The organism is Foetidibacter luteolus (genome assembly GCF_009650435.1).
In the GTDB taxonomy this organism is placed as follows: Bacteria; Bacteroidota; Bacteroidia; order Chitinophagales; family Chitinophagaceae; genus Foetidibacter; species Foetidibacter luteolus.
The window spans coordinates 70,997-89,024 of record NZ_VVIP01000047.1; the positions used below are offsets into that span (position 1 = coordinate 70,997).

Genomic DNA, 18,028 nt, shown 5'->3' on the forward strand with positions numbered 1-18,028 from the left:
TCCGGTAGCATTTTGCTTTATTATGATGCCGGTAAAAATTACCTGGAGAGGATCATTTTTTTGGTGCCTGCAATTTTGCCGTCAATAACCAGCGAATAGCTATATGCACCTGATGAGAGTGTGGCCGCATTGATGGTTGCTATACCGGGGCCAGCCATTTTGGAAATATTTATTTGCTGTAATGATTTACCCGACGCATCAAAAATAACAATTTGAGCAGTCTTGAATTTTGCAGGCAAACTATATTGTATTGATGTAGTATTGTTAAACGGGTTGGGTATATTCTGCTTTAGGTAAGCATCGGCAGGGGAGGCGTCTGGCGCCTTGCCCGCAATCAATGCTTTTAGAGCGTCTATTTCCTGTTTCAATGCCTGGTTGCTTGCGGCCAGCTCCTGTCTTAATGCTGCATTTTCCTGTGATAATTCCTGTACGGCCTTCACCAGCGGAACTACAAAGCGGCTGTAATCAATGCCGTAATTATCGTTTTCGTTTTGTGGGGTATAAACACCGTTAAAGGTATAGCCTTGTTCTTTGCAAAGTTTCTCTACTTCCTGTGCAATAAACCCGGCTTCCCTGGCTTTGCTTTTTTCTGAAAGCCTGCTTTGATAAGCTGCATCGGCGGCTATTTCTTTATTGTTTCGCTGTCCTTTTCTTACAAAATCATCGTACTTTATATAATTCATATTGTATGTAACCGGCTGCAGTTTATTAATAAATGCAAGCCCCGGAACATCATTGCTCTTCACATTATCCTTAAAGCGGCCATCGCTTACAATGGTAACGCCGCCAGTAGCGGCCAGTACAGTAGTGGATGTGCCGAGCTGTATTTTGTTGCTGGCATTAACTACAGCCCCATATCCAATAGCAGCGGAATAATTGACGCCTGCGGCGCCAGCCTGTGTTGCGTAACCGAGGTAGAGGTTGTACGAATTTGCGGAATAAAAAGAACCCGCATTAAAACCCACGGCGGTATTGCCGTTGCCTGTTGAATTGTTGTATAACGCATTAGTGCCCACTGCGGTATTATAATCGCCCGTTGTGGTAAGGTACAGGCTCCTGTCGCCGTAAGCGGAATTATTGAAGCCTGTACTGTTTAGGTAAAGGGCATACCTGCCGGTAGCAGTGTTGGCATAGCCGGTGGTGTTGGCATAAAGAGCGCTGTAACCGCCGGCGGTATTGCCCTCGCCAGTAGTGTTGGAATACAGGGCTGATGCCCCGGAAGCGCTGTTTTCGTAACCGGTAGTAACGGAGTAGAGAGACAAATAGCCATATCCTGTATTGGCGCTGCCGGTAGTATTGGAATATAATGAGCTATACCCACCGGCAGTGTTGGCGGCGCCTGTTGTGTTGGCCTGCAATGCCTGGAACCCAAACCCGCTGTTATTACCGCCTGTGGTATTTGAATACAACGCTCTATACCCTACGGCAGTGCTGCCGCTGGCAGTGGTAACACTGTATAATGTTCTAAAGCCCAGGGCTGTATTGTTAGTGCCGGTGGTCAACGAGTTAAGCGATCTGAAGCCCAGGCCGGTATTATTACTGCCGGTAGTAACATTATCCAGCGCATAATGCCCGAGAGAGGTATTTGATTCACCGGTAGCAGCGGTATTACCGGCGTAAGGGCCTGCAAAAAAATTGCCGGTAGCTGGTGCGTGTACAGTTAGCGCACCATTAAGAAATAACCTGGAGTTAAGGTAAATTGATCTCCATCCTATGGCGGAAGTACCAAGATCCCGCGTGTTGGTAATATTAGGAGTAAGGTGCTGATTAATCGTTGTTGGATTAGAAAGGTTGGATAACGATTGGTTGGCTTGCCCATAAGATAATAGGGAGCCAAAAGAAAAAAGAGTAACGAGCGTAACAGCGCATGTCCTGTTGATCATAGTGTTAGTTTTTTGTTGAATAGGTTTAATTGTTATTTACCGGGTAAATTTATTTTATGCGGCAACTTGCAGGCGGAATGAGTTTTTCAGCGGCTGCTATCCGTTTATTCAACGGCTTTTGCAGGATTGTTTTAGCCTGCTGTAGCAGCTTGCTGGGCATAAATACGTCAGCCATGTTTTGCAAAACATGGCTGACGTAAAAAGTCTGTGAAAAGTTTGCACGGGCATTTATTTTGACAGCAGCATTTTTTTAGTGCCAACAAGTTTGCCATCAACAACCAGCGAATAACTGTAAGCGCCTGAGGAGAGTGTGGCGGCATCAAGGGTAATCCTGCCTTTGCCCTGTTGTGAGGACAAGTTCAATTGTTTAAGAGCCTTGCCAGATGCATCATATACCACCAATTGTGCGGAGGCAAAACGTTGAGGCAAAGAATAGTTAATAACAGTGCTGCCTTTAAACGGATTTGGGGTATTTTGTTCCAGCGATGCGTCGGAAACATTTAATACAGCAGATGGGTTTTTGCCAATCATTGCTTTCAGTTCGGCAATTTCCTGCCGCATGGCTTCATTTTGTTGTGAAAGTTCCTGTACAGCTTTTACCAATGGCACAACAAATTCAGCATATCTCAAACCATAAACATCAGTTTCACTTTTAGGAGCATCCACACCGCTGAATTCATAGCCTATTTCTTTAGCAGCTTTCTCAACATCTTGTGCTACAAAACCGCTGTAAATAACTTTTTCTTTTTCGGCTATCGCTCTTCTTTCGCTTTCTGATATTTTTTCCGGTGTAGTAAGAGACCTTGTCCGGGTTTCCATTTTATTATTCAGACCCGCTATATCGAGGTTGTACGTAACAGCTTTGAGTCTATTGATAAAGTCAAGCCCTGCAACATTTTCTTTGACATTTTTCTTATAACGTCCATCAGAAATGTTGCTCCAGTTGGCATAACCACCTATGCTTGTTACTGTACTGTTACCAATTCTAACCTGGTTGCTGGCTGTAGCTGTTGCGTTGTAGCCCAAAGCGGTAGCATTTGTAAAACTGCCTGCGCTAACATCGGCACTATAGCCTACAGCGGTATTGTAGTTGCCTGTTGTATTTACTGATAATGAAAACCGGCCAAGAGCCGCGTTGTAATCGCCTGTTGTGTTGGATTCAAGTGAGTAGGACCCAATGCCTGTATTGCCAATACCTAAAGTGTTGGAATATAGTGCATAGTACCCATAAGCAGAAGAGGATGAGCCGGTTGAATTTGCCCGCAGAGAATAGTAGCCAGCAGAAGTGTTATAGTTTCCTGTTGTGGTGGAGTACAAAGCCTGTGAACCAACCGCGGTGTTGTAGCCGGCGGTGGTTGCAGTGTATAAGGCCTGTGAACCAGTGGCCGTATTGTTTGTACCGGTACTATTGCTTTGAAGCGCATAATAACCAGCGGCAGTATTGTCATTGCCGGTTGAATTTACTTCCAGCGCATAATGGCCGAAAGCAGAGTTGCGTGTGCCGGTTGTGTTTATGTACAAGGCAGCATAGCCAGCGGCAGTATTGTAAGAGCCGGTTGTATTATTGTATAAAGAAAAAGCGCCATAAGCTGTGTTGTAGTTGGTTGTATTGCTGTACAAGGCGCCGTAACCGGTAGCAGTATTGTAAGATCCGGTTGAATTTGTTCTAAGGGCATAAGTTCCAACCGCTGCATTGTAGCCGCCGGTAGTATTGGAATACAGGGCTTCATACCCTTCGCCACTATTATACTGGCCTGTAGTATTTAAGGTGAGGGTATTGTGACCTATAGCTACATTCCGGGCACCCGTAGTATTGGTATATAGTGAGCGATATCCGTATGCCGTATTATTAGACCCTGTAGTAGTTGAATACAACGAAGAATAACCACCGGCGGTGTTATTGTTTGCCGTTGTGCTGGCTTGCAAAGTTTGATACCCTATGGCGGTGTTATTTGCCCCTGTGGTATTGGTGTAAAGAGACCTGTAGCCTACAGCCGTATTATAACCCGCAGTAGTGGTGCTGTACAAGGTTCTAAAGCCTAGTGCTGTATTGTTGGTGCCTGTAGTTAAAGAATTAAGTGACCTGAAGCCAAGTGACGTATTGTTGCTGCCAGTAGTAACATTGTCAAGCGCATAATTTCCCACACCTGTATTGGAAAGGCCGGTAAGAGCAGGATTGCCCGCATTGCGCCCTGCGAAAAAATTATCTGTTCCTGACAAGTGCACTGTTAAGCTGTTACCGAAATAAATACCGGTTCCGAAATAAAAATTGCGCCAGTTGTTGGCAGCGCTGCCAATATCCCGAAGGTTACTCGCATTAGGTATAAGGTGTTGATTAATAGAGGTTGGATTTGCCAGGTTAGATAATGACGTGTTAGCCTGGCCATTGGTTTTTTCAGCGCATACAACAGAGAGCGCCAAAAGAATAGTTGCGTAAGTTTTTCTGGTCATAAACGAATGTTTAAATGTTAAATAATGTATAGGATAAAAAATTACCTGTATCACAAGTATTTGTGATAAATAGAAGGGCTGAAATAAGTACTGAGGATTATATGGCTGCTTATTGACGAAGACTGGATTTTATAAGAAGAATAGCCAAAGCATAAATAGCCGGCTGTTTAAAAGCGTGAAAAAAAAGTATGGCAACATGTTAGCGTGGTATAAATCTACAGGTGCGGATGCATTAAATCAAAGCTTCAGTTAGCATGTGTTTGCCTTTAATTATTTACCGGTATAAGTTGTAATAATTGATTTTTTAAAAGCTGTGCATCTGTAAGCATGAACAAACTGTTGTGAAGTATTAGCATGCCGGCACCGCTAAGAAACCGGTATGGATTCACTATTAATAGTTGCAGTATCCGGCCTATTGTGTTGTAGTTAAGAGTGCCTGCAAAAGAAGAAAGAGGTTACACTTTCGGGTGAGGGATTGAAGCGGATACCCCGGTGAGGCCATTTGCAGCAGGGCCTTGTGCCGGAGTATGAGCGGAAAGCCCGGCCCGAGGTACGAGGGACACCCCCTAAAAAATCTTATTCCTAAAAATAACTGTACTTTCTTACTGAGCAAGGATTAAATGCTGCTATTGCTGTGCAGGGAACTAATACGTTGTTTTAAATTGATCTTAAGCGGAACTTGAGAAGCCATGAATCAAAAAATCTGGAACAAAACTTTTTAAAAAATAAAAGAAACTCACAGTTTTTTTTTAACAAACTATTTTGGTTTAGTAAAAATCACTATTTTTAAGCACTTCGATAAGAAAAGGCTGCCATTGGTATGGTCGGCCTTTTCTTGCGTATAGCCGGTTGTAAACTTTTATAAACGGTACTTTAAAACACTTTTATGAGAAAAAAACTACTGATGTGCCTCCCGGCACTTCTGGGCCTTTATTGCTTTGCCCTGGCCCAGGCAAATTCCAAAATCTCGGGAACGATAACAGATGACAAGGGCTTACCTGTTCCCGGGGCGAGCATTGTAATCAAAGGTTCAAAAAATGGTACGGTGTCAGGTTCGGATGGCGGTTTCTCGCTTTCTGCAAAACCGGATGCTGTGCTGGTAATTTCTGCCGTGGGATTTATTACGCAGGAAGTAGCGGCAAAGGAAACCGCCCTGGTAATAACGCTGGTTGCAGATACAAAAAGCCTTAGCGAGGTAGTGGTGACCGCGCTGGGGTTTACGCGGGAAAAGAAAGCGCTTGGCTACGCGGTGTCTACGGTAGCCTCAAAAGACCTGCAGCTAAGGCCTGAAGGAGACCTGGCAAGGGTACTGAATGGTAAAGTGCCGGGCATGGAAGTGCTTAATTCAAGCGGTATTTCCGGCTCGGGAACGAACATTTCCATACGTGGCATCAGCACCATTACCGGCGGTGCGGCTACCCCGTTATTTATTGTAGATGGCGTGCCTTTTGACGGTGGAAACAACACTGATAATAACTTTCAGTATGGTGGCGGTACATCTACCTCCAGCCGGTTTCTTGACCTTGACCCAAACAATATTGAAAGTGTTACTGTGCTAAAAGGTCTTAGTGCAACTACGTTATATGGGGAGGCCGCCAGGAACGGTGTTGTGCTGGTTACCACGAAAAACGGCTCATCAAAAAAGTCAGCACGTAAATCAGAAGTTACAGTAAGCCAGTCTTTATTTGCCAACAAGATTGCCAACCTTCCCAACTATCAAAATGAGTATGGTGGCGGGTTTGACCTTGTGCCCTCCGCAGCATTTAGCAACTGGGGAGCTAAGTTTACAGATCCCCCGGCGCAATTAGCATATTCTCCATCCCAGATAGCTGCTTATCCCGAGCTGTTTGCAGGGAAAACACAGGACTATAAAGCGTATGATAATGTAAGGCCCTTTTTCAGAACCGGGCTTGTAAGCACAACTTCTATCAATATATCTGGTTCTTCGGAAAAAGTGTCTTTTAACGGCAACTATTCTTACCTGGGCGACCAGGGTTTTACACCCAATAACCGTGTGTACAAGAATAACTTCGGCCTTGGCGGTTCAGCCAGGCTTAGCAACAAACTTACCTTAAATGCCGTATTGAATTTTGCCATTACAGATTTTCAAACACCGGCTGTAGGCGCCAACAGCGGCGGCGGCGGCCCTGATGTAACCTCCGTTTTTGGCTATTTGCTGTTTACGCCAAGAAGCATTAACCTGATGGGGCTGCCTTATGAGAACCCTATTACACACGAGTCTATCTATTACAGGGGAGGCAATGATATAGAAAACCCCCGCTGGACGGTTAACAACTCACGGAATACAGATAAAACTTATCGCTCCTATGGGTCCATTGGCCTTAAGTATGATATTTACCCCGGCTTTACTGTAAACTACCGCTTTGGCGTGGATGTTTACAGCCAGCAAACAAGCCTGCAGGTTAATAAAGGGGGCAAAGCTGGCGGTGTGGGTTATGTAAACGGTGTTTTCAGGACCACCAACGTATTTAACTCCATACTTAACCATACCCTAAACTTTAATTACACAGGCGACCTTACCCCTGATTTTGACCTTACCGTTGATGCCGGTTTCGATTTACGTGAAGACCGTTATAACCAGGATGGTATGAAGAGTACCCAGCAGTTGGTGTACGGGCTTTTTAACCACAGCAACTTTATTAGCCATGATATTTACAGCGAGGGTGGTGGATTGCTGAACTACAAAGGCGAAAAAATAAGGGCTGGCGCCTATGCGCAGGCCCAGTTAGGCTTCCGCGAGTTTCTTTACATGACATTAAGCGGCAGGAATGACTGGATTTCTACATTGGAGAAAGATAACAGGCGGTTATTCTATCCCGGCGTAAGCGCTTCATTTGTGCCCACTTCCGCTATTGAAGCATTGAAATCATCAAAGACGATTAATTATCTTAAAGTGCGCCTGGGGTACTCAACCTCTGCCCATTTTCCCGATCCTTACAATACAAGGCCATCCCTGGCAATTACAACCAATTCATTTGTTGATGCAACAGGCAATGTGGTTAACACAGCCGCGATTCCCAACCGCCTGCCCAACCCCAATTTAAAGCCGGAACTTATTAAAGAAGTGGAGGCCGGTATAGAAGGCAAATTCTTTAACAGCAGGTTAAGCGTAGATTTAACGGGCTACTTTAGAACAGCCAATAACCAGATACTCGAAAGGCAGTTAGACCCTTCGACGGGCTCTACATCAACCTTTGTTAATGCTGGTGCTGTTGACAATAAAGGTATAGAAGCCAATATTGGAGTGACTGTTATCAGCAGTGCTGATTGGCAGTGGGACCTTAACGGCATCTTTACCCTTAACAGGAGCAAAGTACACGACCTGCCTTCCGACATCAAACAAATACAGACAGGAGGCTACTCCAACCTGGGGACTTTTGCCATAGAAGGACAGCCTTTAGGTATTATTCAAGGCACTTTCATACAGGTGGACAGCAGCAAGGGTAACAAATACATCGTTGATAATAACGGCTATTACCTCAGCTCTGCCGATATAGGCATTATTGCAGACCCCAACCCAAGCTACAAGCTTACCGGTGTAAGCACCTTATCGTGGAAAGGCTTCAGCTTCCGTATGCAGTGGGATTATACGCATGGGGGGCGCATGTGGTCTAATACAGTGCGTACATTACTGGCCCGCGGCCTTACCGCCGATGTTGGTACAGACCGAAAAACCCCGCTTATACTGCCCAACGCAGTTAAACAGGATGGAACACCAAATGATATCCAGCAAAGTGTGAACAATATCTATTTCAATAATCTTGGTTTTGGCCCTTCTTCTTCCGCCATCTGGGATGCCACACTTGTACGTTTAAGAGAGTTGTCGCTTTCTTATTCGCTTCCCAAAAGATTCCTGGATAAAACACCGTTTGGCTCGGTATCGCTCACTTTTTCCGGTACAAACCTGTTTTACTATGCGCCCAACTTTCCTAAAAACGCAAGGTTTGATCCTGAGAGCAACAGCCTTGGTGTAAGCAATGCCAAGGGGCTGGATTTCTTTGCAGGCCCTTCTTCACGCCGTTTTGGGGGCAGTATAAGGGTAACTTTTTAACCGCATAAAATTATTTTACGATGAAAAAAATACTTTTACTGGTCATCATAATAACGCCGGTTTTGTTTACGGTGAGCTGCAGCAGGCTTAACGATAAGTTCGATACGCTGCTGTCAAACCCAAACCTGGCCACAACAGGCGCAGGCGATGCAGACCTGTACCTTAATAACCTGTTGCTGAGTTTTGAAAACTTTCACCGCGGCGTATCAGACCTTACAGACCCGCTGGTACGTCAGCAAACCATGTTTGGCCCAACTTATTTTAACGCATATTCAGCAGGCAGTTTTGATGGTGTTTGGACCAACGCCTACACTTCCATCTTCAAAACTGCGAATACGATGATACCCATTGCCGAGGCAAAAGGGCAGTACATACATTCAGGCATCGGCAAAGTGCTGAAGGCATTTACTTTGTTTACACTGGTTGACCTGTTTGGCGATGTGCCCTACAGCGAAGCCAACCTTGGTGTTGATAACACCAACCCGGCTGCCGATAATGATGAAGATGTATATGCGGCAGCCATTAACCTGCTGGATTCGGCAATATCAACATTAGGTCAAACAGCGGCATCACGCCCAACCAATGATTTGTTTTATGCCGGTTCCGCTGCCAAATGGATTACACTCGCCAAAACGCTTAAGCTTCGTGCTTACGTGCAAACACGCCTTGTTGATGCCGGTGCAAAAGATAAGATAAACGCCATTCTTGCTGAGGGTGATATTATTAAAACAGCATCACAGGATTTTTCCTTCTTCTACGGTACACGTACACAGGCGCCTGATAGCCGCGATGGCCGCTATGTAGGCAACTATGGTACCGATAACGGTGCAGGCGCCTATATTGGCACTTATGCTATGTGGGTTTGCGCAAAGGAAAAGGGTTTTATGGATCCCCGGACCCGTTATTATTTTTATCGCCAGTGCATCAGCCCCACGGATTATTCAGACTCCCGCCTTAACGACCAAACCAAGCTGCAATTTGCCCTTGCCTGTTATTTCAGGGCCTTCCCGCCCAATTACCCGGCCACATCGCCCTATTGCGTATTGCCCGGTGGCTGGTGGGGCAGAGACCATGGCAACAATGAAGGCATCGGCGCCGATGGGCTTGTAAAAACAACCTGGGGCGTTTACCCCGCGGCAGGCGCTTTTGATGCAGACCAGAATACTTCAGTTGGCCAAAGTTCAGGACGCGAAACCGGGGCCAAAGGGGCTGGTATGGAACCCATCTGGCTTAGCTCTTTCTCTTTATTCCTGCAGGCAGAGGCTGCCTTAACACTGGGTACCACCGGCGATGCTGAAGCGCTGCTTGTGAGCGCCATTTCAGCTTCATTCGACAAGGTAGAAGCCTTCCCGGCAACCATTAACTATGGCCTGCCCACTTCCGACACTGCTTTTCTCATTACTCCATACAAAAAGCAATCTTACATAGACTATGTGGTAAAGCAATACAGGGCGGCGGCAACTACAGATGCTAAGCTGAACATTATTGAGAAAGAATATTACATAGCTGCGTGGGGCAACGGTTTGGAAACTTATAACAACTATCGCCGTACCGCCAAGCCGGATAATTTCCAGTTGGCCATCATACCAGACCCAGGTCTTTTCATACGCTCTTTCTTCTACCCTTCGGTATATGTAAACTTTAACCAGAAAGTGAAGCAGAAAGATGCTACCAATGTAAAAGTGTTCTGGGATATTAACCCCGACAATTTATACCACTAAAAAATTACCGGCAATGAAAAAACTATTCAACATACTACTGGCGGGTGCGGCAATAATAATGCTTGCAGGCCTGCAGTCATGCAAAAAAGACAGCATCAATGCCCAGTACGAAGACCTGTTGGTTGGCTCTTACCTGGTGCTTGACGAAACCGTTAATACCAACCTTGATTTCAGTAACCCTGATGCTACCGTTTCTATAAAAGTAAGCGAGTATGGCTCGGCGGTTGCCAGCGTAAATATTTATGTGGCAACAGGTTCTAACGTGCTGGATGCCTCGGCCTGGAAGCTGATTAAAAATGTACCTTATTCCGGCAGTACTACGCTGGAGGTAAAAACATCAGAACTGGCCGCAGCGCTGGCCCCTGCCGAAATAACACCAGGTACCCAGTACTCGTTGCAAAATGAGGTGGTGACTGCTGATGGCCGTAAATTTTCTATGGCCAATACCCCCACATCCTTCTCCTCTTTCCCGGCCTATAAAATGGCACTTACCTGGCCTGCAACTGCTGTTTGTGCTTTTTCCGCGGCAGCATCTGCCGGCACTTACGAAGTGGTTCAGGACGACTGGGCCGATTACAGCCCCGGCGACATCATTGAGGTACTGGAAGGCCCTTCTGAGAACCAGGTTAATTTTCTCGGTTATCCTGCAACCGCCTGGGGTGGGGTAAACCAGAAGAATACGGTTGTTGATGTAAACCCCGAAAGTGGCCAGGCCACTGTTGCCAAACAAGGCACCGGCGGTTACGGCAGCACTACAGCCGAAGTACAAGGCTCAGGTTTCGTGTTTTCCTGTACAGGCATCATTACTTTAAACCTTACTGTTTACTACGGTGGCGTGCCCTATGCCGGCAACAAGTTTATACTAAAGAAAAAATAGTTTTAAAATGATTGTTCTTCTCTTTCTCATGTGATCAAAATACAAAGTAGAAGACATGGCCCTCCATATCTATGCGAGGGCTTTTTTATTGCACGTTGTCAGAGGTTATTTGTCATTCCCATTCACCAGTCAATACTGGTTCCTTTATAAAATTAATATCAGTTGAAGCTTGTTGATGCCGTCTTACGTAATGAGATCTTATTACACCGCCTTCGGCAGGCCCAGGGCTTGCAGCATTAAAGAAACAGCATTGATTCGCCAACACGACTATGATACCAGCAACAGTATTTCATGGCATCTTCGTTGCGTCGCAATCCTTTCATCGTTCGGTTCATTGTGCGGCATTTACGCGTAGAAAGTAACCCTCCCGAAATTTATACCTTACAGTTCATAGCTCACCACTCACTACCCCCCACTCACAACTATCTCTTCATCAGCTTAACACCTTCGGCAGTACCCAGTATGGCCATATCAGCCATATTATAAAACAGGGATGTTTCCACAATACCGCTAATGCTTTTCAGCGCCGGGTTAATAATGGCCAGCGGGTGCCAGAATTTAACGTACACATCCAGCAGCAGGTTGCCGCGCTCTGTTATAACGGCGCCATCTTTTTTCGCGGCCATGCGCAATTGCACATCAGCATCCTCAAAAAATTTTTTAACCTGCATGGTTACAAAAGGTACCGCTTCCGGTAAAACTTCCAGCACCAGCGGGAATGTAGTGCCCAATGTTTCGCTGTATTTGGATTCGTCGCCGATAATAATAAACCTTGTTGCCATGGAAGCGAGCAGTTTCTCCATGGTATGTATGCCGCCGCCGCTTTTTAAGGCATGTAAGTTTTTATCAAACTGGTCGCAACCGTCAAAATAGATATCCAGTTTGGTAATGCTGGATACATCACCCGCCGTAAAACCGTTGTTGAGCAACAGTTGCTTTGTACTGTAAGATGATGTGTATAGATTAACTGTAAGGCCGCCGTCCGCCTGCATTTCCTTTATTGCCGTTACCAGGTGGGCTATGCTGGAACCCGCACCCAGCCCCACTGACATGTTATCTTTGATAAACTCAAGCGCCTTCAGTGCGGCAGCTTTCTTTAAGTCCATAGCTAGTGTTTTGCTGCAATATCGGGTGTTGGCGGCAGCAGGGGAAATTATTTTGGTTATCTTTTACTGTATCTAAAAGTGTGATGTAAGACAATTGTTGTGCAATTAGCCTGCCTGCAAAGAAAGCAATCTGTTACACCTGTGGGTGAGGGATTGAAACGGTTACCCCGCTGAAGGTTATGTGCGAGGGGTTTCTGTGGCGGAGTAATAGTGGAAAGCCCGACCCCTTGCGATAGCTTGGGGGCACCCCCTGAAATATTTTTTTCAGGATACAATTTGGTTAAAACCCGTTTGTATTTTATTGCTGTAAACTTAAATGCAGGCGCAGCTTTAACCGAAGGCTGAAGTATATTTGGAAACTTTAGAAAACCATACACAACCATTATGTCAACCGTTATATCTATCATGCTTGCTGTTTCCAATGCGGATGAAGCTGTGGCTTGGTACAAGCAGGCGCTGGGGGCTACGGAGCTGTGGAACGTGGGCGGCGTGGCCGGCCTTGAAATTGCCGGCGCGGCTTTCTTTGTTGGAGAGCCGGAAAACAATGGCTGGGAGAGCCCGCAAAAGCTGGGCATTACTTCTGCAAGGGTGGAAGTATTCTGTGAAGATCCTGATAGTTTTGTTAAACAGGCCGTGGCGGCAGGCGCCAAAGGCGATCATGATAAAGTGAGGGATCACGAAGTCCCCTGGGGTGTGCACCGGCAGGGCGGGTTTATTGATCCTTTCGGGCATATATGGCTGGTAGGCGATGCATCCCCATTGCGGCGGTATAATGGTTAAAAGCCCTGGCCTTTGGGTTTCTTCTTTGCCCTGTTCTTTTCTGACTGTTGCTGCAGTTTCTGCTCATTATTGTTGCCTGCGTCATCCTTTAAAGGCTCGGGCATAGGGGCCTGGCCATCTTCCAACTGCTGGTCGAATATTTTGTTTACATGTACCCATTTGCCATTGGTCCATTTAAAGCCCTCGTAATCGCCATCGGGTATTAACGTGAATTTTTTGCTTTGGTCGTTGGCTTCGCTTACCAGGTGGTCAAAGATGATCATGTTCATTTCCGCATCATATACCATGCGGGCCCGGCCATCTTTTTTATACTCCAGGCAAAAGCGGTAAGCGGGCTGTGGCGCTTTAAGGCTGTCATCTTTGTAATCAAAAAAGCGGCCGCCGAACTGCGGATTGCCGGCTTCATCAAAATGCAATACTTCCAGCCATTTTTTTGTACTGCTGATGTTGTTGTCATCGTAACCGAACAGTGTGTAATATTTTTGATTGTTGTAAGTGTTTTCCAGTATCTCCCCGTAGTAAATGGCGCCGATCCAGTTACGGCCGGTCCTTATGGAGTCCGTAGGGGTGGCGGTAAAGTCCGATCCATCCAGCAGAGGTATCAGCTTCAGGCTGCCATCCTGCGTGTTCATCTGTATGGCGCCGCGCTGGCGGAAATAATCTTCATCTTTCTGGTACTGCCAGGTAAATATGCGAAAGCTGCTATCCGGCGCATAAAGTTGGGAAACCGTAATAACTGAATCAAAATTGTACCAGAAAGAGTTAGGGATGCGTAGTGCCCTAACCAGGGTGCGGGTAAACAAGCTGTCTGCTTCAAAACGTTTTGAAGGGTTATCGTCCCGTATCATTTTTTTGCATAAAACAGCCAAACTGTCTTCTGTTTGCTTCAGCAACTGCATATCGCTGCCTGCTATTTTTTGCGCACCGGCCTGCAACACACTGGAGAGGCACAACACAATCAACATTTTTTTCATATCCGGCATATCATTCAAATGTACAACGAACAGGTGGCGCTGCGCATTATAGCCACGCTGTTATAGTTTTTTAAGATTTTGTTGCAGGTAATGCCTGTGCAAATTCGTACAAACTGTTAAACCTTGCATCGGTAAACTCATTGGGAAAAGGTATTTCAGGATTGGTAGTGGCCAGGAATACTGTGTGCATGCCTGCATTACGGCCAAACTGCATATCGGTAACACGGTTGCCCACCATAATGCTTTTGCTGAAGTCTATTTGGGGAAAATCAGTTTTTGCCTGCCAGGCCATGCCCGGCTGCGGTTTGCGGTTGGGGCTGTTGTCATCAAGGTCTGATGCAAAATATATTTTATCAATGCGGCCGCCGGCTTTGTTTATTTCATCCAGCATGTATGCATGAATATTATCGAGGTCTTCTACCGTCATAAGGCCTTTGCCTATGCCTTTTTGATTGGTGGCAACTACAATAACGCCAAATGTTTCATTAAGTTTTTTAACTGCGGCCAGTACGCCTTCCAGGAAAAAGAACTCCTGTACGTTGAAAATATAGCTGTCTTCCTTATCCACATCAATAACGCCGTCGCGGTCGAGAAATAAAGTCCAGTTTTTGTCAATTAAAGTAAAATCTAACATAGCTGCAATGATATGAAATTATGTGAAGAGGTATTTCAATTCTTCCTGTGCCCGGTTGTAATCTTCCGGTATGCCAATATCTATAAAATATTCATCCTGCACCTGCCCGTACATGGCTGTGGTATTGTAGTATGCTTCAAGGTAATTTTTCTCGAAAGAAAATTTTTCCGGCAGCGGCTTGCTTAAAAAGGCGGCAACATTTAAAGCGTACAGGCCACCATTAATAAGTGCTGATGCATAGTATTGTTTTTCTTTAAAAGACAGTATGGATGCGTCCTTGTTTATTTCCACCACGCCATAGCGGTCAACATCTTTCATGGGCTTTAACGCTACAGTGCATTCCGCTTTGTTTGATACATGAAACATAGAAAGAGCGGGCAGGTTTACATTAAACAATGTATCGCCATTTACCACTATAACGTTACTCCCTGTTGCCTTGCCGCAGGCAAGCTTAATGGCGCCGCCCGTGCCCAGCGGATTATTTTCGACTATAGCTTGGTAATTTTTTTGCGGCAACTGGTGATGCAAAAATTCTTCCACCATTTCATGCATATAACCCAGCGAAAATATAAAGCGGTGAATACCCTGTTGCTGAAGATAAAACATTATGTAAGCAAGAAATGGCTGGCCATTTACGGGGGCCATGCATTTTGGCAAACCCGGTATGGCTGCCTGCAGCCTTGTGCCCAGCCCGCCGGCAAGTATAATGGCTTCGGTTACAGTGGTATCGTTGATATAATTTTTCAATTTGTGTTTTTAAGCTTATCGCCGGTGCGGGGGGACACGCACCAGGCAAGCGGAATGATTTTTCAATTTATGTTTTTTGAGTTTATCGCCAGTGCGTGGAGACACGCACCGGGGTGCCGGTATCGTTTTTCTTAACCTTATGTTTTTTATGTACTGAACTTTGTTGCTACTATCATCGTCTATTGAGCAATCTTGCGTGACGAAGCAGCAGATTGGGACACTTGTACTCATTGTTCTTTACGCAGCAATGCGTAAGAGATACGAACCGGGGGAGACTGTATTAATTAAGATGAACCTTGCTTAACTCGAGTTCTGAAATACCCCCGCATATAAAATTTCTTTTGCTGCTTTCGGCTATTAACGCTGACAGTTATCTCTGTAAATTCAATATCAGCGTATCCCATAATGATATCCCCATTCCTGTAGTTCTTTTTATTAAGTATAAGTTTCTGTTCATTAATCTCAATGATTTGCTCCTGTTCTATTTTACGCTGTGGTAATATAATCTCCGGTTTAAAATAAAAGCTGTCTCCTTGTATGAAAAGATAAAATCTGCTGGCATACGCGGGTAAGCCATCTGAAAAACATAATGTAACCAGATCTTGCTTTTTTTCGGCAAAGCCATATCTAATATTATATCCCCCCTGTACGTTTGTGCTGCAGTTGGCGGTATAAAACAAATGAGCGGTATCCTCAGCCGTTAAAGCGTGGTCATCTGCGCTTTCGAGCCTGCCCGTAGCTTCATCTTTTAAGATATTCCAAGAATAATCCCATTTTTTAGCAAAAGAAAAAGTGTCAGTCATTTGTTCGTTAACCTCAAATTTCGAATAGCTGACCTGGGCTGTCAAACTTTGTCCGTTAATTAATAACGCAAGTAGTAAAATTATTTTTAATTGAAGGTTCATTTTTAATTTGGAATGTTATTAGTTATTGCTCTGGCCATGAAAGGTTTGGCTAAAGCCAGGTCTTTTTCTTTTAGTTAACCCAGGCCTTAAGGCCTGGGTTAATTAGCGCCGCATGGCGCAAGGCTTTAGCTAAAGCTATCATACGCTTAAATGTCGCCATGAAAAACGGAACGTACACGCTGTGCGACGCAACCAGCGATGCCATGAAATACTCCGGCCGGGTCCATAAAAAAAATTAAACAAAGCGCAAGCTTTGCTTAGCCGGGAAACACTTTGGCTTCTACCAACTGGCAAATGATATGGCCGATTAAAATATGGCTCTCCTGTATGCGTGGCGTATCTGTGGCGGGCACATTGAACAGGTAATCGCTAAGCGGCTTCATTTTACCGCCATTGGCGCCGGTAAGGCCCACGGTAATAATGCCTTTTTCCCTTGCTGTTTCAAAGGCTTTTACCACGTTGGCCGAATTGCCGGACGTGCTGAGGCCAACCACCACATCGCCACTAACGCCAATGCCATCCAGCAGGCGGGAGTAGATAACATCGTAACTGTAATCGTTGGCTACGGCGGTTAGGTAAGAAGTGTTGCAATGCAAAGCCTCCGCAGGCAGGGCTGGCCTGTTTTTGTAAAAGCGGCCTGAAAACTCGGCAGCCAGGTGCTGTGCATCCGCGGCGCTGCCTCCATTGCCGCAGAACAATACCTTGTTGCCTGCTTTAAAAGCGGCAACCATTACATCAATCACCTGTTCCATACGGGCCAGCATGCCGGCATCGGCGAGGATCTGTTGCTTGGTATTGATGGAAGCTTCTATAATATTAACAATGGTTTCATTCATAGCTGTACATTGGTTTACTGCATTGCCCATGTAGTAAGGCCGCTCTTGCTGAAGCGATAACTTTTTATTTCGCCGCCAAAGGTATTTAATGTATCCATTACTTTATAGCGGGTGTTGCCGGGGCAGTAGAATATCATAAAACCTCCACCGCCTGCGCCGCTTATTTTGCCACCGGTAGCACCGGCTTTTTTAGCCGCGGCGTAAATGGTTTCTATTTTATCGTTACTTATGTTGTGCGCCATACTGCGCTTTTGGGTAAAGCCGTAATCGAGTATTTCGCCCATTTCGTGCAGGCGGCCTTTTAACAACGCTTCCTTCATCATGCGGGCCTGGTCTTTTAAATGGTGCATGGCTTCCAGGGATTTTTCGTTGTTCTCCTGCACATTGCGTTGCTGTTCTTTAATAATATTGGCAGATTCCCGGCTGTCTGAAGTAAAGTATAGCACAATATTGTTTTCCAGTTCGTTCAGGTATTCCTGCCGTATGCGCAAAGGGTTTACAATTACTTTATCGCCGGTGTAAAACTCCATAAAGTTTACGCCGCCAAACATGGCCGCGTATTGGTCTTGTTTGCCACCTGCCAGTTTAAGGTCGTTACGCTCAATATCGTAAGCATAGTGGGCAATGTCGTAATCGCCAAGCGGCAGTTTGAGCATTTCGACAAACGCGCCAATAATAGCTACAACCAGCGTGGATGATGTGCCCAGCCCGCTGCCGGCGGGTGCATCTACATAAGTTGACAAACGGAAGTTGGTAAGCGGCAGGCCATAATCTTTCTGGATGCGGTTGTAAACACCTTTCAGCAGGTTAAGTTTGCCATCAATGGGCAGTTCATGCGTCCATTCAAAGCGCTGTTCTTCCTTTCTGTCAAGTGCCTGCAGTATAATACCGTTTTCATCAATAGGTTCTATGCTGGCATGGGCGTATAAAGTAATGGTAGCGTTAAGAATGGCGCCGCCATACACCTCGCTGTAGGGGCTAACATCGGTGCCGCCGCCGGCAAGGCCTATTCTTAATGGTGCACGGCTTCTGTATATCATAG

13 protein-coding genes are annotated in these 18,028 nt (G+C 45.6%); 4 read left to right on the forward strand and 9 right to left on the reverse strand.

Going from position 1 to position 18,028, the window contains the following annotated elements:
- Positions 1–38: 38 nt before the first annotated feature.
- Both F0364_RS14805 and F0364_RS14810 read right to left on the reverse strand, forming a co-directional pair.
- The gene (locus F0364_RS14805) at positions 39–1,883 is read right to left on the reverse strand and encodes a tail fiber domain-containing protein (protein ID WP_153798570.1); all 1,845 of its coding nucleotides are present in this window, start codon (positions 1,881–1,883) and stop codon (positions 39–41) included.
- 228 nt (positions 1,884–2,111) lie between these two features.
- Complete coding sequence (locus tag F0364_RS14810) at positions 2,112–4,334, reverse strand: tail fiber domain-containing protein (protein ID WP_153798571.1); 2,223 nt, start codon at positions 4,332–4,334, stop codon at positions 2,112–2,114.
- A gap of 886 nt (positions 4,335–5,220) precedes the next feature.
- Here F0364_RS14810 and F0364_RS14815 point away from each other — a divergent pair.
- From F0364_RS14815 to F0364_RS14825, 3 genes are read left to right on the forward strand one after another with little or no spacing between them, the layout of a single operon-like run.
- A complete protein-coding gene (locus F0364_RS14815) occupies positions 5,221–8,406 on the forward strand; it encodes a SusC/RagA family TonB-linked outer membrane protein (protein ID WP_153798572.1) in 3,186 nt (1,061 codons plus the stop codon).
- Positions 8,407–8,426: 20 nt separating this feature from the next.
- Positions 8,427–10,127, forward strand: a complete 1,701-nt coding sequence (locus F0364_RS14820; RefSeq protein WP_153798573.1) for a SusD/RagB family nutrient-binding outer membrane lipoprotein — start codon at positions 8,427–8,429, stop codon at positions 10,125–10,127.
- A gap of 13 nt (positions 10,128–10,140) precedes the next feature.
- Entirely contained in the window at positions 10,141–11,004 is an 864-nt protein-coding gene (locus tag F0364_RS14825; RefSeq protein ID WP_153798574.1) for a KOW domain-containing RNA-binding protein, read from the forward strand.
- A 422-nt stretch (positions 11,005–11,426) separates the two neighbouring features.
- Here F0364_RS14825 and rpiA read toward each other — a convergent pair whose 3' ends face one another.
- Entirely contained in the window at positions 11,427–12,110 is a 684-nt protein-coding gene (gene rpiA, locus F0364_RS14830) for a ribose 5-phosphate isomerase A (protein ID WP_153798575.1), read from the reverse strand.
- A 384-nt stretch (positions 12,111–12,494) separates the two neighbouring features.
- Here rpiA and F0364_RS14835 point away from each other — a divergent pair, with 384 nt between their 5' ends.
- Positions 12,495–12,890 (forward strand): VOC family protein, encoded by a 396-nt coding sequence (locus F0364_RS14835; protein ID WP_153798576.1) that lies wholly within the window; start codon positions 12,495–12,497, stop codon positions 12,888–12,890.
- On the opposite strand, the gene F0364_RS14840 is transcribed toward F0364_RS14835, so the two are convergent.
- The 6 genes from F0364_RS14840 to F0364_RS14865 all read right to left on the reverse strand — a co-directional run bounded on the left by F0364_RS14840 (position 12,887) and on the right by F0364_RS14865 (position 18,026).
- Positions 12,887–13,864, reverse strand: coding sequence for a hypothetical protein (locus tag F0364_RS14840; RefSeq protein WP_153798577.1), 978 nt, complete (start codon positions 13,862–13,864; stop codon positions 12,887–12,889). The genes F0364_RS14835 and F0364_RS14840 overlap by 4 nt on opposite strands.
- Before the next feature lie 70 nt (positions 13,865–13,934).
- On the reverse strand, positions 13,935–14,498 hold the full coding sequence (locus F0364_RS14845; protein ID WP_153798578.1) for a D-glycero-alpha-D-manno-heptose-1,7-bisphosphate 7-phosphatase: 564 nt from the start codon (positions 14,496–14,498) through the stop codon (positions 13,935–13,937).
- 18 nt (positions 14,499–14,516) lie between these two features.
- The gene (locus F0364_RS14850) at positions 14,517–15,245 is read right to left on the reverse strand and encodes a nucleotidyltransferase family protein (protein ID WP_235921117.1); all 729 of its coding nucleotides are present in this window, start codon (positions 15,243–15,245) and stop codon (positions 14,517–14,519) included.
- Between the two features lie 284 nt (positions 15,246–15,529).
- Positions 15,530–16,150 carry a hypothetical protein gene (locus F0364_RS14855; protein WP_153798579.1) on the reverse strand — a complete coding sequence of 207 codons (621 nt, stop codon included), beginning with the start codon at positions 16,148–16,150 and terminating at the stop codon, positions 15,530–15,532.
- A gap of 257 nt (positions 16,151–16,407) precedes the next feature.
- The gene (gene gmhA, locus F0364_RS14860; protein WP_153798580.1) at positions 16,408–16,986 is read right to left on the reverse strand and encodes a D-sedoheptulose 7-phosphate isomerase; all 579 of its coding nucleotides are present in this window, start codon (positions 16,984–16,986) and stop codon (positions 16,408–16,410) included.
- 14 nt (positions 16,987–17,000) lie between these two features.
- The gene (locus F0364_RS14865) at positions 17,001–18,026 is read right to left on the reverse strand and encodes a GHMP family kinase ATP-binding protein (RefSeq protein WP_153798581.1); all 1,026 of its coding nucleotides are present in this window, start codon (positions 18,024–18,026) and stop codon (positions 17,001–17,003) included.
- Between the last annotated feature and the right edge of the window lie 2 nt (positions 18,027–18,028).

Bases quoted from the DNA above. Each gene is read 5' to 3' on its own strand.
- F0364_RS14865 (WP_153798581.1), bottom strand. From the start codon at position 18,026: ATGATATACAGAAGCCGTGCACCATTAAGAATAGGCCTTGCCGGCGGC.
- rpiA (WP_153798575.1), bottom strand. From the start codon at position 12,110: ATGGACTTAAAGAAAGCTGCCGCACTGAAGGCGCTTGAGTTTATCAAA.
- F0364_RS14835 (WP_153798576.1), top strand. From the start codon at position 12,495: ATGTCAACCGTTATATCTATCATGCTTGCTGTTTCCAATGCGGATGAA.
- F0364_RS14840 (WP_153798577.1), bottom strand. From the start codon at position 13,864: ATGAAAAAAATGTTGATTGTGTTGTGCCTCTCCAGTGTGTTGCAGGCC.
- F0364_RS14855 (WP_153798579.1), bottom strand. From the start codon at position 16,150: ATGAACCTTCAATTAAAAATAATTTTACTACTTGCGTTATTAATTAAC.
- F0364_RS14825 (WP_153798574.1), top strand. From the start codon at position 10,141: ATGAAAAAACTATTCAACATACTACTGGCGGGTGCGGCAATAATAATG.
- F0364_RS14820 (WP_153798573.1), top strand. From the start codon at position 8,427: ATGAAAAAAATACTTTTACTGGTCATCATAATAACGCCGGTTTTGTTT.
- F0364_RS14845 (WP_153798578.1), bottom strand. From the start codon at position 14,498: ATGTTAGATTTTACTTTAATTGACAAAAACTGGACTTTATTTCTCGAC.
- F0364_RS14815 (WP_153798572.1), top strand. From the start codon at position 5,221: ATGAGAAAAAAACTACTGATGTGCCTCCCGGCACTTCTGGGCCTTTAT.
- gmhA (WP_153798580.1), bottom strand. From the start codon at position 16,986: ATGAATGAAACCATTGTTAATATTATAGAAGCTTCCATCAATACCAAG.
- F0364_RS14810 (WP_153798571.1), bottom strand. From the start codon at position 4,334: ATGACCAGAAAAACTTACGCAACTATTCTTTTGGCGCTCTCTGTTGTA.
- F0364_RS14805 (WP_153798570.1), bottom strand. From the start codon at position 1,883: ATGATCAACAGGACATGCGCTGTTACGCTCGTTACTCTTTTTTCTTTT.